Origin of the sequence: Thalassobaculum sp., from assembly GCF_040219215.1 — a bacterium.
Taxonomy (GTDB): Bacteria; Pseudomonadota; Alphaproteobacteria; order Thalassobaculales; family Thalassobaculaceae; genus Thalassobaculum_A.
The window spans coordinates 52,086-66,342 of the sequence record NZ_JAVJSX010000015.1; the positions used below are offsets into that span (position 1 = coordinate 52,086).

The 14,257-nt window shown below is 66.3% G+C and carries 15 protein-coding genes; 9 read left to right on the top strand and 6 right to left on the bottom strand.

Annotation, left to right across the window (positions count from 1 at the left end):
- Window positions 1-3: 3 nt before the first annotated feature.
- Entirely contained in the window at window positions 4-1,083 is a 1,080-nt protein-coding gene (rfbB, locus tag RIC54_RS12800) for a dTDP-glucose 4,6-dehydratase (protein WP_350092231.1), read from the bottom strand.
- An 11-nt stretch (window positions 1,084-1,094) separates the two neighbouring features.
- Window positions 1,095-1,652 (bottom strand): dTDP-4-dehydrorhamnose 3,5-epimerase, encoded by a 558-nt coding sequence (gene rfbC, locus RIC54_RS12805; RefSeq protein WP_350092234.1) that lies wholly within the window; start codon window positions 1,650-1,652, stop codon window positions 1,095-1,097.
- 374 nt (window positions 1,653-2,026) lie between these two features.
- Between rfbC and RIC54_RS12810 the strand changes: the two genes are divergently transcribed.
- Window positions 2,027-2,911 carry a glycosyltransferase family 2 protein gene (locus RIC54_RS12810; RefSeq protein ID WP_502989681.1) on the top strand — a complete coding sequence of 295 codons (885 nt, stop codon included), beginning with the start codon at window positions 2,027-2,029 and terminating at the stop codon, window positions 2,909-2,911.
- A gap of 24 nt (window positions 2,912-2,935) precedes the next feature.
- Here RIC54_RS12810 and RIC54_RS12815 read toward each other — a convergent pair whose 3' ends face one another.
- The gene (locus tag RIC54_RS12815; protein ID WP_350092236.1) at window positions 2,936-4,867 is read right to left on the bottom strand and encodes a glycosyltransferase; all 1,932 of its coding nucleotides are present in this window, start codon (window positions 4,865-4,867) and stop codon (window positions 2,936-2,938) included.
- A 183-nt stretch (window positions 4,868-5,050) separates the two neighbouring features.
- On the opposite strand from RIC54_RS12815, the gene RIC54_RS12820 reads away from it, so the two are divergent.
- Complete coding sequence (locus RIC54_RS12820) at window positions 5,051-6,193, top strand: succinylglutamate desuccinylase/aspartoacylase family protein (RefSeq protein ID WP_350092239.1); 1,143 nt, start codon at window positions 5,051-5,053, stop codon at window positions 6,191-6,193.
- A 43-nt stretch (window positions 6,194-6,236) separates the two neighbouring features.
- Complete coding sequence (locus RIC54_RS12825; protein ID WP_350092243.1) at window positions 6,237-7,247, top strand: putative sugar O-methyltransferase; 1,011 nt, start codon at window positions 6,237-6,239, stop codon at window positions 7,245-7,247.
- 32 nt (window positions 7,248-7,279) lie between these two features.
- Here RIC54_RS12825 and speE read toward each other — a convergent pair whose 3' ends face one another.
- Window positions 7,280-8,128 (bottom strand): polyamine aminopropyltransferase, encoded by an 849-nt coding sequence (gene speE, locus RIC54_RS12830; RefSeq protein WP_350092246.1) that lies wholly within the window; start codon window positions 8,126-8,128, stop codon window positions 7,280-7,282.
- Window positions 8,125-8,673, bottom strand: coding sequence for an adenosylmethionine decarboxylase (gene speD / locus RIC54_RS12835; protein WP_350092249.1), 549 nt, complete (start codon window positions 8,671-8,673; stop codon window positions 8,125-8,127). The genes speE and speD overlap by 4 nt, the downstream gene beginning before the upstream one ends.
- 413 nt (window positions 8,674-9,086) lie before the next feature.
- Here speD and RIC54_RS12840 point away from each other — a divergent pair, with 413 nt between their 5' ends.
- The gene (locus RIC54_RS12840) at window positions 9,087-9,440 is read left to right on the top strand and encodes a cyclic nucleotide-binding domain-containing protein (protein ID WP_350092252.1); all 354 of its coding nucleotides are present in this window, start codon (window positions 9,087-9,089) and stop codon (window positions 9,438-9,440) included.
- 85 nt (window positions 9,441-9,525) lie between these two features.
- A complete protein-coding gene (locus tag RIC54_RS12845) occupies window positions 9,526-10,146 on the top strand; it encodes a LysE family translocator (RefSeq protein WP_350092255.1) in 621 nt (206 codons plus the stop codon).
- A gap of 35 nt (window positions 10,147-10,181) precedes the next feature.
- Here the strand turns inward: RIC54_RS12845 and serA are convergent, their stop codons facing one another.
- Window positions 10,182-11,426, bottom strand: a complete 1,245-nt coding sequence (gene serA / locus RIC54_RS12850; protein WP_350092258.1) for a phosphoglycerate dehydrogenase — start codon at window positions 11,424-11,426, stop codon at window positions 10,182-10,184.
- A gap of 158 nt (window positions 11,427-11,584) precedes the next feature.
- Between serA and RIC54_RS12855 the strand changes: the two genes are divergently transcribed.
- From RIC54_RS12855 to RIC54_RS12870, 4 genes are all read left to right on the top strand, one after another.
- Entirely contained in the window at window positions 11,585-12,121 is a 537-nt protein-coding gene (locus RIC54_RS12855; RefSeq protein ID WP_350092261.1) for a cytochrome P460 family protein, read from the top strand.
- A 43-nt stretch (window positions 12,122-12,164) separates the two neighbouring features.
- The gene (locus RIC54_RS12860) at window positions 12,165-12,812 is read left to right on the top strand and encodes a TetR/AcrR family transcriptional regulator (RefSeq protein ID WP_350092264.1); all 648 of its coding nucleotides are present in this window, start codon (window positions 12,165-12,167) and stop codon (window positions 12,810-12,812) included.
- A gap of 127 nt (window positions 12,813-12,939) precedes the next feature.
- A complete protein-coding gene (locus RIC54_RS12865) occupies window positions 12,940-13,416 on the top strand; it encodes a cupin domain-containing protein (protein WP_350092268.1) in 477 nt (158 codons plus the stop codon).
- Between the two features lie 130 nt (window positions 13,417-13,546).
- Window positions 13,547-14,239 carry a glutathione S-transferase family protein gene (locus RIC54_RS12870; RefSeq protein WP_350092271.1) on the top strand — a complete coding sequence of 231 codons (693 nt, stop codon included), beginning with the start codon at window positions 13,547-13,549 and terminating at the stop codon, window positions 14,237-14,239.
- The last annotated feature ends 18 nt before the right edge of the window (window positions 14,240-14,257 follow it).

The window sequence follows — 14,257 nt, forward strand, 5'->3', positions numbered from 1 at the left end:
GCCTCAGCCCGCCTTGCGCTTTGTGGTTCCGACTCGCGACAGGGCATCCTGGCGTTGGACGATCGGCTGCCACCAGGCGGCATTGTCGAGGTACCAGCGCACGGTCTTCTCGATGCCACTCTCGAACGTCTCGCGGGGGGTCCACCCAAGTTCGCGGTCGATCTTCCCGGGATCGATGGCGTAGCGGAAGTCGTGACCCGGCCGGTCGGTCACGAAACTGATCTGACTGCGCCGCGAAACCCCGTCGCCGCGCGGGGAATGCGTGTCCAGCAGGTCGCAGATGGTGTGGACGACATCCAGGTTGGTCTTCTCGTTGTGCCCGCCGACGTTGTAGCTTTCGCCGGGGACACCCTTGCTCAGGACCGTCCACAGCGCGCGGGCGTGATCCTCGACATACAGCCAGTCGCGGACGTTGGAACCGTCGCCATAGACCGGCAGCGGGTCGCCGCGCAGACCCTTCAGGATCATCAGCGGGATCAGCTTCTCGGGAAAATGGTAGGGGCCGTAGTTGTTGGAACAGTTCGACAGCAGGATCGGCAGGCCATAGGTCTCGCCCCAGGCACGCACCAGATGATCCGACGACGCCTTGGAAGCCGAGTAGGGCGAGCGGGGATCGTAGGCCGTCTCCTCGGTGAAATAACCGTCGTCGCCGAGCGAGCCGAACACCTCGTCGGTCGAGATGTGATGGAACCGGAAGTCGGCCTTGGCCGCACCGCCGAGTGTCTCCCAGTGGGCTCGCGCCGCCTGCAGCAGCCTGAAGGTGCCGACCACGTTGGTCATGATGAAGTCTTCAGGGCCGTCGATCGACCGGTCGACATGCGACTCCGCGGCCAGATGCATCACGGCATCCGGCCGACGCCGGGCGAACACGTCGGCCAGCGCATCGGCATCGCGGATGTCGGCCTGTTCGAACACGTACCTCGGGCTGCCCTCGACCGATGCCAGCGCGGTACCACTGGCGGCATAGGTCATGGCGTCCAGGTTCACGACCGAGACGTCGGTTTCGGCAATCAGCAGCCGGACAACGGCGGAACCGATGAATCCGGCTCCACCGGTCACCAGGATGGTCTTCGGCTGCGGCATGGACGAAATCCTCAGATGGAGAAATGAACCGGCAGGTCGGCCAATCGGGGATGTCGGGTGTCCTTCTCCGACAGCGTCGGCTCGATCCCGTCGAGCGGCCATGCAATGCCGATATCGGGATCGTCCCAAGCGATGCCGCGGTCGTGCTCGGGAGCGTAGGGTGCGGTCACCTTATAGATGACCTCGGTGTCCGGTTCGAGGGTGACGAAACCGTGCGCGAATCCGATCGGCACCAGGATCTGGTTCCAGTCAGCCGCCGATATTTCGGCGCTCACCCACTGACCGAATGTCGGCGAGCCGTGGCGGATGTCGACGGCGACGTCGAAGATCCGGCCGCGCACAACCCGGAGCAGCTTGTCCTGAGCGAAAGGCGGAAGCTGGAAATGCAGGCCGCGCAGCACACCCGGGGCTGCCGACAGCGAGTGATTGTCCTGGACAAAATCCAGGGCTAGACCGGCAGCTTCGAACGCGGGCTTGCTGTAGGTTTCGGAGAAGAAGCCGCGATTGTCCCCGAACTTCCTGGGCTTGACGATCTTTACTTCGGGAATCGCGAGCGAATCGACCTGCACGCTTCAGCCTCCGGAATGAGCATGAAATGCGGCGGGCTATAGCACGCGGCTCGAAGCCGCCACAAGCAGTGCCGCCATGCAAACAGCTGCCGGAAGGGATAGAACAGGACCGGTTGCGCGTTTCCTGCCTTGACGGGCATGTGCTAGAGTCTTTCCCGGTTCGAGACGCGTGCCGGAATAGGTTGGCGGGTGTCTTGGTCACTGGTCAACGTGGAGTGCCTCGCGAAACGATTGGCATGGCTTTGAATATTCAACCACTGCCCAACTCTGAACACGCACAGCTCGTCCCCTATCGGACGAAGGCTGCGGTATCGACTCGGACGTCACAGTCCGCCGATCGGCCTGGACCGATTGGTACGTGTTCGGTTGTCATCGTGTCGTACCGGACGGGTCCGGTGCTGATTGACAGCCTGCGCGCGGCGCTGGATCAGGAAGCCGTCGATACGGTCGTATTGGTCGACAACGGCAATGCCGCCGAAACGCGACGGGCCATCGATACGCTCGCCGCTGCGGACGGCCGTCTGAAGGTCATCCGCGGGCATGGCAATGTCGGCTTCGCGCGCGGTTGCAACATCGGGGTCAAGGCCGGCACCGGCAGCCACATCCTGTTGCTCAATCCGGACTGCGTGTTGCGGCCGGGTGTGGTCACTCGTGGCTTGCAGGTCCTGGCAGGCAACGCGGAAGCGTCGGCGCTGACGGTTCGGATCGAGAACACCGACGGCACCGAGCAGCGTGGCGGACGGCGGAACCTGATGACGCCCTGGACATGCCTGGTCGAGCAGTTCCGGCTTGATCGCCTGATGCCCAACCATCCGCATTTTCAGCGGCTGAACCTGAACGAGACCGAGCCGCTGACCGAAATCACGCCGGTCGAGTGCATCTCCGGGGCGTTCATGCTGATGCCGCGCGCCGTCTACGACCGGGTTGGTGGCATGGACGAGGACTACTTCCTCCATGTCGAGGATGTGGATCTGTGCTTCCGGATCCAGGAGACCGGCGGGTCGATCCTGTTCGTTCCCGACGTGTCGGTCACTCATGTGAAGGGTACCAGCCGGGTGTTCCCGCTGGTGGTGGAGTGGCACAAGTCGGTCAGCGTCTCGAAGTACTTCAACAAGCACTTCCGGCCGCAATACCCGGATCTGGCACTGCGGCTGATCAGTCTCGCGATCTTCCTGCGGCTGGCGGTGCGGGCTGTGCCCCTCACGTTCTCCTGGCTTGCCGAACGCTTCGGCGCGGCACCGGCACCGACGAAGCGCTGATCGGCCGCTGCCGACCCGGCAGCGTCAATCGCGCCAGCCTTCCAGAAAGCCCGATCCGATGGCCTTGAGCTTCGCGATCTTGTCGTCCTCGTAGGCGATTGCTTTCCACACGTCGTACAGCGCAGCCAGCACGTCAAACGCCAACCAGCCGAAGCTGACCGTTCCGTGACGTCGCCAGACCCTGACCCGGTTGCGGTGGATGGTCCGACGCCGCCACGCCTCATGGGTGCTCATGGTCTTGGTCCGACCGAGAAGGCGCGCGGTCTTCACCTCGCCGAGGCGGTGGTGAAGCGTCGCGTCCCCGACTCCGACGATCTCGAATCCGGCCCGGCGCAGGCGCAGGCTGAACTCGACATCGATGTAGTCGATGAAGAATCGGTCATCCATCCGACCGACGACCTCCAGCACCGGCGCTCGGATCAGGCTGCCGGAGGCGATCGCGAACAGGCCGTTGCGGGCGATGGTTCCGGGCTGCAGGGGCGTGCGGGCCAGGTCGAAACGCCCACGGGCGGTCAGCAGCCGGGGCCGCAGCGTGCCTTCCGGATCGGTGAGACGCGGTGTGAGGAGCCCGACGCGCCCGCGGTCCGCCAGCCCTTGCCAGGTGTCGATCATGGTCGCCACCATGCCGTCGCCCGGCACGCTGTCGTCGTCCTGCAACAGGATCCAGTCAGCGCCATCGGCTGTTGCCGCCGCCAGTCCCTGATTCTGCGCGGTCGCCAGCCCGACGTTAGTCGGGTTGGCGATCAGCGTCAGCCGACCGCCGCTGCCGGCCGCGCGCTTCGCCAGCCGTTCCTGGATGTCCGGAGCGGAGCCGTTCTCGACCAGCACCACCCGGTCGGCCTGCGCCAACGCGGCGTCGAGCACACGGTCGAGCGCTTCGTCAGGCTGGTAGCTGACGACAACGGCGACGATCCGAGGGGCGGATTCCGGCGGTGCCGCAACACGCGCCGGCAGATCGGGCAACGGTCGCAGGTCGATCCCACGCCGAAAATACGCGAAGGGCGACCAGGTCAGGGCGCGGGCGAACTCACAAGTGGTCACGCGCCGTTTGTCCTGGATCATCTGCCGCTCGGCCAGGGTCTGGGGAAGCCCGGCGAGCGCCTCGCGCAGCGCGGACCAGCGGGCAGTTCCCCGGCCGGTCAAGGTATCGGCCAGCGCGCCCGCCGCCAGGATCAGCGCCGCGGGAACCGCGCCCGCCGCCAGAACCGGCCCCGGCATACCACGCAGAAAGGCCCAAACCCGGTTGCGGGTGGCGTAGCGCAGAACGAAGGCGGACGGAGCCGAGGCGGAACCGACATGCCGAACCACCGCACCCGGGGTAACGACGGCAGTCCAACCGGCCAGTCGCAGCCGCATCCCAAGGTCGACATCCTCGTAGAAGCAGAAGAACCGCTCGCAGAACCCGCCTGCCGCCTCGAACGCTTCGCGCCGGTACAGCGCCGCGGCGGCGCAGACACCGAATACCGCGCTTTCGCTGATCGGGTGTGCGGGGCGCAGGCGACCGCCACGCCACGCGGCGCCGACGGCGTTCAGCGGATCGCCCACCCCGTCGAACGCGGTCGGATCGGCATCAAGCAGTTGGACCGAACCGACGCTGCCGGCTTGTGGATGACGCTCGGCCGCCGCGACCAGGGCGGCCAGCCAGCCGGGCTCGGCGAAGGCGTCGGGATTGAGGGTCACCAGATAGCGCCCGCGCGCCTGGGCCGCGGCGCGGTTGTTGGCGACCGCGAAGCCGAGGTTGCGGTCGGCGCGATCGATGCGCAGCCATGGCCGCGGGACCAGCCGGTCGACAGCACCGTCGCTGGAGGCGTTGTCGACGATGATCGCCTCGAAATCGCATCGGCTCTGGCGCTCCAAGGCCTCGAGGCAACGCGCCAGATGGTCGCCGGACTGCCAGGCGACGATCAGAACGGACACGGTCGGGGCAGGGCTCGTGGGCTCGGTCAGATCGGTCATCGGTGTCGGCGTTGCGGGTCGATCGGGACCATATCACGGTCGGGCATGCAAGCAGCCACTTCGCCGCTCGCGCCCGGCATCAACGCGGATGGCGATGTCTGAATGCCACACTTTGCTTGACAGGGTGCCCCTCGATCCGCCGAATGCCGCCGTTCTCGACCATCCAGCAACCGGGGATTCGTCATGACCCGCATCGTCTCGCGCTTTCCGCTTCCGCCGATGAGCCTCGGAACCGAGCGCCACCTGACGGTGCACGCCTATGGCGACCCGGACGCCCATCCCAAGGCCTATGTCCAGGCCGGTCTGCATGCCGGCGAGTTGCCGGGCCTGCTGGTCCAACACCATCTGATCCGCCGGCTCGACGCCGGGGAGGATCCGATCCTCGGGCAGATCGTGCTGGTGCCGGTGGCCAACCCGATCGGCCAGTCCCAGCTGCTGCGCGGCCAGATGATCGGGCGGACCAGCCTGGCCGACGGCACCAACTTCAACCGGGAATACCCCGACCTGGCCGCAGCGGTGGGCGACGCGGTGGCCGGCCGCCTGGGCAAGGATACCGAGACCAACGTCGCGCTGATTCGCGACGTGTTCGCCGAGATCCTGGCCGATCAGGCCGCCCACGCGGAGGGCGAGGGTGCCTATCTGCGGCTGACCTTGATGCGGCTGGCGTGCGACGCCGACATCGTGCTCGACCTGCATTGCGATGACGATGCCACGTTCCACGTCTACCTGGCCGACCACCTGTGGCCGGATGCGGCCGATTTGCCGGCGTTCCTGGAAAGCCCGGTGACAATGCTGGCCAATGAATCCGGCGGCAACCCGTTCGACGAGTCCCTGAGCAAACTCTGGTTCGACCTTCGAAACCGCTTCGGCGCGGCCACGCCGGTGCCGTCGGCCTGCCTCGCGTCGACCGTCGAGCTGCGCGGCGGCGGCGATGTCGGCGACGCCCTGGCCGAGGACGACGCCGACCGGATCTATCGGTTCCTGCAGCATCGGGGGGTGATCGGCGGCGACCCCGGCCCGGTCCCGGACCTGCTGCGCCCGGCGACCCCGCTGAACGGCATGGAGATCGTGAAATCGCCGCTGCCGGGGATTGTCAGCTACCGGGTGCCGTTGGGCGCCGAGGTGGTCGCCGGCCAGCCGGTCGCCGACCTGATCGACCCGACCGCCGACGACCCGGCGGAGGGTCGCATCGAGATCACAGCCGGAACCGATGGGTTCGTGTTCGCCCGCAAGACCCATCGCTTCGTCTGGCCGGGGGAGACGATCGCCAAGATCGCCGGTGGCCAGCCGCTGGCCGGACGAGCCGGCAAGCTGCTGACCGATTGATCGGCGGTCCGCCGCCGGTTGAACGCCGATACAAGGATCGATGATGAATGAGTCGGCCATCCGCGCGGCGCTGGAGCGCTACCCTCGGCTGATCGCGGACTGCGACCGCTACAAGGAACTCGGCTGGTATCCATCCGGCGGCGAGGTCTACAAGTTCGCCGTGCGGCCCAGCGTCCAGGCGGTCGACCGTTTCGCCGACCATGTGTTCGGCGGCATTGGATTCGAACCCGACGATTATATGCTGGGCCCGACCGCGTTCGGCATCGATGGCTATGGTCACCGGCGGCCAGAACTCAGCCCGGAGGCCCGGGCCCGTCACCAGACGATCTTCAACAACGGCCTGGTGCTCGAATGCCGGGCGCTCATGAATTCAAGCCCGGGCCGCATCGACGATTGGGTCCGCCTGATCGGTGACGACGGCAGGTTCGGCGGCATCCGCCTCCCGTTCAGCGTTGGCGCTCACCGGGGCTTCAGCACGCTGCACGCCCTGCGGATCGCCCGCCGGGCGATTACGGTCAGCGAGCTGATGCGGGCCCGCGGCCGCAGCGTGAACACTTTGGTGGAGATCGGCGGTGGTCATGGCCGCAGCCTGCGCGACCTGATCTGGATGTTCGGCGTCGAGACCGCGTTCTACACCGACCTCCCGCTGAACATGCTGCTGGCGACCCGGTTCCTCGGCCATTTCTTCGGTGACCGGGTGAACCTGGTGTGGAGCGAGGACGATACGGTCGTCGGCGGCGGCATCAACATCGTCGCACCGTGGCTGATCGACCGGATCGCCGTGCCGGTCGACCTGCTGGTGAACTTCTACTCGTTCCAGCACATGTCGATGGAGGCGCTGCGCTACTACGCCGACCGGTTGATCAAGCCGCGTGCGGCGGCGCTGTATCATCTGAACCGCGAGCAGCGGCGCGACACCTTCGACGTCGCCGTGCCCGACTATCCGTTCCGAGATGCCTTCGCCGTGGCGGCCGCGGCCGAGTTCGGCGTGTCCAAGGACGGCCAGAACCGGGTGCTGGGCCGGATCGTCGGCGAGTTGATGATCCGCAAGTAGTCTCCGACCCGCGTCGCGCAGGCCGGGACGCCCTACTTCATCAGGTCGAGCACGAATTTCGGCAGAGCGAAGCAGGCCTGGTGGATCGCCGGCGTGTAGTAGCGGGTGGCGATGCCCAGTGGGCCGAAGCGTGCCTCGATGGTAGCCGCGTCATGCCGGCGCTTGGCCGCATCGTCGGTCGCCCAGCCGAGTGCCATGAAGCCGCCCTGGTAGGTCGGGACCGCCGCCACGTAGAACCCGACATCGGCGAACGACTTGCCGAGGCGGTGGTATGAGTTGGTGACTTCCGAGCCCTGCAGGGCCGGCACGCCGTTCTGCGTCACCACGATGCCGCCGTCGGTCAGGCAGCGCTTGCAGTTGGCGTAGAACTCGGCGGTGAACAGCACCTCGCCGGGGCCGATCGGATCGGTGGAATCGACGATCACCACGTCGAAGCGCTCGGCCGTCTCGGCGACGAACTTCGCGCCGTCGGTGATCACCAGGTCGAGACGCGGGTCATCGAACGCGCCGGCCGACAGGGACGGCAGGTGCTCGCGGCTCATGTCGACCACGCCGCGATCGATTTCGACCATGGTCAGCTTCTCGACCGCCTTGTGCTTCAGGACCTCACGGGCCATGCCGCCGTCGCCGCCGCCAATGATCAGTACCCGGCGCACTGCGCCATGGGCCATCAACGGCACGTGGGTCAGCATCTCGTGATAGACGAACTCGTCGCCCTCGGTGGTCTGCACCACGCCGTCCAGCGTCAGCACCCGGCCGAAGCGCTCGTTCTCGAAGATGATCAGGTCCTGATGCTCGGTCTTGTCGCGGAACAGGACCCGGTCGATCCGGAGACGCTGCGCCAACCAGGGGTGCAGCGTCTCCGTGAACCACTCGGTCATGCCACCATGCCCCGCTTGTGCTCGCCCAGGTTGACGCTGGTCGGCGCGAAGGCCTGCTTCAGGACTTCGATGGCGGCGTGCGGCTTGGCGTCGCCGCACATGAACACGTCGAGAGCGGCGTACTCGCACTCCGGCCATGTGTGGATCGAGATGTGCGATTCCGCCAGCACCGCCACGCCCGACACCCCGCCGTTCGGCGAGAAGTGGTGTAGGTGGATGTGCAGCAGGGTCGCACCGGCCGCGGTCACGCACTCCTTGAGCGCTTCTTCGATGTGCTCGATCTCGTCCAGGCGCTTGGCACCCCAGAGATCGATAATCAGGTGGGTCCCGGCAAAGGTCAGCCCGTCCTTCTTGACGAAGTGGTCGAGCCGTTCGTCCGAACTGGAAATACCCGCCGACGGCAGACGGATAATATTGTCCTCGCCCTCGGTGCGGGGCGCGGGGCCGCGATAGACGGTATCGCGGTTGACGGAGTCGGCATGGAATTCGCTCGGCTGAGTGGCCGAGTCCATCCCCAATTTGGTGGCGAGTTTCTGATCCAACACTCACTCCTCCTAACCAGAAGATTGACCCAGCTACCCTTAGACCCTCCACCCCCATGGACCACGTGGGGCCCTACGGGACGAGCGGAATGGGCAGACAAGAAAGCCCACCCCCGAAAGGGCGGGCGGACACGGGTTTCGCCGGGCGATTACCGTGCAGACTATGTCGTCGACGACCTCCAAACGGGCGGGATGCCGCCCCAAAAAGATCGGCCAGGAAGCGATGGGATTTTGCCCCGTCGTTTCCCAGCCGTTCGTGAGGCGCAGAATGGGGATGCTGTTCCCGGGGGTCAAGCGGATTCCGTTGCGGTCATCCGCATATCCGACGTGTCTCCGCCGCATGGCAACGGCGGGAACCCCTGCGCTGGCGATGCCGCCGGCACTGCGGGTAAGCTCGGAACGATCGAGGGGGTGCCATGAAGCTGAAGCAGCTGTCTTTCGATGCGGGCGAGATCATCGTCGAGCCGGGCCAAGCCTGCCAGGGCGCGTTCCTGATCGAAGCCGGCAAGGTCGAGGTGTACCGCAAGGTCGGCGAGCGCAAGATCGTGGTCGCGGTCCTCGGCAAGGGCGAGATCTTCGGGGAGATGGCCCTGATCGACCACGCCCCGCACGCCCGATATGTGCGGGCGGTCGACAGCACGCACTGCCTGCTGATCTCGCGCGCCCAGTACGAAGCGATGATCGAGCAGACACCACCGATCCTGAAGCTGTTCCTGACCCGGGTGGTCCGCAAGCTGCGCAAGACGACCGAAGTCACGTTCGGGAAATAGGCCGGCTCGCTGATCAGGCTTGACCGGATCATCCGGCCGCGGGCTTGCTCAACCGAACCGTGACCATCTGCTGGGAGGACACCTGATGCCGATCGAAACCTGGCTCGCCTTTGCCGCCGCTTCCTTCGTGATGCTGATCATTCCCGGGCCGACGGTCATGCTGGTGGTTGGCTATGCCCTCGGCGAAGGTCGCCGGTCGGCGTTGATCACCCTTGGCGGCGTCCTGTTGGGCGACCTGCTGGCGATTTCGGTGTGCGCTATCGGACTCGGCGCGCTGCTGGCGGCGTCGGCGACGGTGTTCACCGTGTTCAAATGGGTGGGTGCGGCCTATCTGGTGTGGCTCGGCATCAAGCTCTGGAGGGCGCCGGTCGATCCCGAGGGAATCGCGCGAGCCGCTGCCGGTGCCGGCCGACGCCGGGCGGTGCAGGGTTTCATCGTCACAGCGCTCAACCCCAAGGGGCTGGCGTTCTTCGTGGCCTTCCTGCCGCAGTTCATGACCGCCGACGCGCCGGTCCTGCCACAGCTGGCGATCCTGGCGCCGACCTTCGTCCTGATGGGCGGGGTCACCAACGCGGCGTTCATCCTCCTGGCCGGCGGGGTGCGGGCCCGGCTGCGCTCACCGTCGGTGCTGCGCGCCATCAACCGGGTCGGTGGCAGCTGCCTGATCGGTGCCGGCCTGGTGACGGCGGCGATGCGTCGGGCCTAAGAGGTCCCGAGCGGCCACGGTTCGACGGACGATTCTTACGCCCGGTTCAGCAGACGGGCGCGGATGGTGCCCGACAGGGCGCGGATCTCGGTCAGGATCTCGAAGGCGCCCGGCACTTCGCCCTCGGCGTCGAGCACCACGTAGCCGATATCGCCGGCGGTCTGGTAGTGCTGGGCGGCGATGTTGATGCGGTGGCGGGCGAACAGGTCGTTCAGCGTGCCGAGTTCGCCGGGCAGGTTGCGCTGGACCTGGATGAACCGGGTCACCGTGGTGCCCTTGGGCAACTGGACCTGCGGGAAGTTGACGGCACCGACGGTCGATCCGACGTCGGAGTATTCCACCAGCTTGCGCGCCACCTCGTCGCCGATGCGCTCCTGCGCTTCCTCGGTCGAGCCGCCGACATGCGGGGTCAGGATCACGTTGTCGAGGCCGCGCAGCGGGCTTTCGAAGGCGTCGGCATTGGACTTCGGCTCGGTCGGGAACACATCGGCCGCCGCCCCGCCCAGGTGGCCGTCGCGCAGGGCGGCGGCCAACGCCTCGACATCCACCAGGGTGCCGCGGGCGTTGTTGATCAGGAAGCTGCCGGGCTTCATGGCACGGATCTGCGCGGCGCCGAACATGCCCATGGTCTCGGACGTCTCCGGCAGGTGCAGCGACACCACGTCGGCGCGTTCCAGCAACTGCTGCAGACTGTCAGTCGGTTCGACGTTGCCGTGCCGCAGCTTGTCGGTGCGGTCGAAATAGATGACCCGCATGCCCATGGCCTCGGCCAGGGTCGCGAGCTGGGTTCCGATGTTGCCGTAACCGACGATGCCCAGGGTCTTGCCCCGTACTTCGCGGCTGCCGGCGGCACTCTTGATCCAGCCGCCCCGGTGGGCGGCCATCGACTTGGTGAAGGCGCCGCGGAACAGCATGACGATCTCGGCGATGGTCAGTTCGGCGACGCTGCGGGTGTTGGAGAACGGGGCGTTGAACACCGGGATGCCGCGGCGCTGGGCGGCGCCCAGGTCGACCTGGTTGGTGCCGACCGAAAAGCATCCGACGGCCACCACCGATGAAGCCGCGTCGATCACCGCTTCGGTGAGCTGGGTGCGCGACCGGATGCCGAGGATCTGCACGTCCTTCAGTGCCTCGGTCAGCGCGGTCTGGTCGAGCGCCTTTGGCAGCACCTCGACATTGTCGTAGCCGGCACTGCGCAGCACCTCGACCGCCGAAGGCGAGATTCCCTCCAGCAGCAGGAAGCGGATCTGGTTCTTCGGTCGCGACAGGCCCTTGTTCATCAACATGCTTCCGTTATGGCGGAGGGCGCTTCCATACCCCAGGTCCCGAGCCGGTCCAAGACGGCGGTCACGGCCGGATCACTAAGTTGTCATTTGATTACTTATCGTCTCCAACGCGAAGTAGCCGGGTTCGCGTCACGCCACGACGGGAGATCACGATGGCAAATCGGAATCGCTGGTCCTATGCGCTTGCGGCCGTACTCGCCGGCTTCGCCGCGACGGTCAATGCCGGAACCGAGGATGTGGCTTACCCCAAGGGTTTCGAGACCGAATTCCTGCGCTACGCCACCAAGGACAAGGTCGATCGAAAGATCACCCGATTCTTCTACATCAACCGCGACGCCTATGAGGCGGCCAAGGCGGACGCGCCGTTGCCGTACGGCACCGTTCTGGTGATGGAGGATCACAAAGCCCGACTCGGCGCAGGCGATGCTCCGGTGCTCGATGCCGACGGCGCACTGCTGCCGACCGACGCGGTCGCCGGGGTGTTCGTGATGGAGAAGCGCCAGGGCTGGGGGGCCCAGTATCCGGAGGCAACCCGCAACGGCGAGTGGGAGTATGCCTGGTTCGCGGCCGACGGGGCGCGGCGTACCGACAAGACCATGGACCGCTGCTTCGAGTGCCACAAGCCGCAGGCCTCAAGCGACTTCACCTTCATCACCATGGACGCCCTGAAGCGCCTGAAGGGCAAGTGACGCCGGGCTTGCGCGGCGACCCGGCGGCGGTCATACCCGCCGCATGGACGAGCCTGCCCGACCGCGCCGCCGCCTGCCCTCGGCGGAACGTCAGATCGTGCTGATCGAGGGTGCCGCCGCGGCATTCGCCGAGGACGGATTCGGTGTGACCACACGGGAGCTGGCGCGGCGCATGGGCGTGACGCAGGCGCTGCTCTACAAGCACTTTCCATCCAAGGATGCGCTGATCGACGCGGTCCTTGAGCGGCGGTTCCTGGCCGAGCGCAGCGGACCGGATCCCAGGCTTCTGGACGGCCCGGGGGCGCTCGACGGCCGGATTGCCGCGTTCTACATCGACTTCGTGAACCGGGCGACGCGCCAGAACCTGCGTCTCTTCCTGCGGGCGTCGCTCGACGGCGTCAATCTGCCGGTGCGGTACCGCTCGCGCCTGGACCAGCGCTACCTGATGCCGATCCTGGGCGCGTTGCGCCGGGAGGCGGGGCTGCCGAACCTCGAGGCGCTGGCGGTCAGCCCGGCGGAGCGGGAGCTTGCCGTCATGCTGCATGGGGCACTGGTGTTCACCCTGATCCGCCGCGACGTCTACCGTGTGGCGTTTCCGGTCAGCCATCCGGATATCGTCGCGTTGCAGGCTCGCGTGTATGCCGCCGGCGCGCTCGCGGAGATGCGTCGGCAGCACGCAGCGGGGGATTGAGTCGAGCACCGCAGACGGCCCTGCGGACGAATGCAGTCGTTCCCAGCGCGCGCCTTGCGTCACGGCGGTGACGGGCTATCTGTTCGGCGTACCGAATTACCGTTCGATTCGACGAAGGAGGCTGGCCGTGAGCCACGATCATCACCACGCTCCGACCGACTGGAAGCACGACGGCGTCAGGGTGATCCCTGGCGATCAGCTGGACACCAACACTGCCCAGACGCCGGGAATGAACCGTGCCGCGGCCATCAACTTCGCCCGTGTCGGTGCCCAGAAGCTGTGGGCCGGCACGGTCAAGATCCATCCGAATGCCAAGACCGGCGCGCATCATCATGGCGAGCTGGAGAGCGTGATCTACGTGGTCAGCGGCCGGGCGCGCATGCGTTGGGGCGAGAAACTGGAATTCGTCGCCGAGGCCGGCCCGGGCGATTTCATCTTCGTGCCGCCGTTCGTGCCGCACCAGGAGATCAACGCCTCGACCGACGAGCCGCTGGACTGCGTGCTGGTGCGCAGCGACGGTGAGAGCGTGGTGGTCAACCTGGACATCGATCCGGTGGAGAAGCCGGAAGCCGTCAAGTGGATCGACCCGATCCACCGCAGCTAGGGATGAACAGGAGGCATCGGCTCCTCATATTGTGAACGCGGGTCGAACCGCGTCTGTCCGACACTCCGCCGAACATCCATCTCAGGCGATCCAACCGGACCGTCCTTTCAATGCCAACGGGAGGCATACTGTGCTGAAATTCTACTACAATACCGGTCCGAACCCGACCAAGGTGGCCCTGCTCCTTGAAGAGCTGGAGATTCCCTACGAGTCGATTCCGGTCGATACCCGCAAGGGCGAGCAGTTCAAGCCGGAGTATCTGGCGATCAATCCGAACGCCAAGGCACCGACCATCGTCGACGGCGACGTGACGGTGTTCGACAGCAACGCGATCCTGCTGTACCTCGCCGAGAAGCACGGCAAGTTCCTGCCGGCCAACACGCCGAAGGCACGCGGCGACCTGCTGTCCTGGCTGATGTTCATCGCAACCGGCATCGGCCCGTACTCCGGCCAGGCGGTGCACTTCAAGCGCATGGCACCGGAGAAGCTGCCCTATGCGATCAACCGCTACGATTTCGAGGCCGAGCGCCACTACGGCATCCTCGACGCACAGCTCGGCAAGGGCCGTTACATGCTGGGCGACACCTACACGATCGTCGATATGGGCGTGTGGGGCTGGGCGCGGCTGCTGGGCTTCGTCATGGATGACGGCGCTCTCGACAAGTTCCCGAACCTGAAGCGCCTGATGGACGAGATCGGGGCCCGTCCAGCCGCCGCCCGCGCGCTGGCGGTCAAGGACAAGGCCGGCCACGCCTTCAAGGCCGAGTTGGATGCCGATGCCCGCAAGTTCATGTTCCCGCAGAACGCCCGTATCGGCCTCTGATACCGCTGGAGGCGGTCG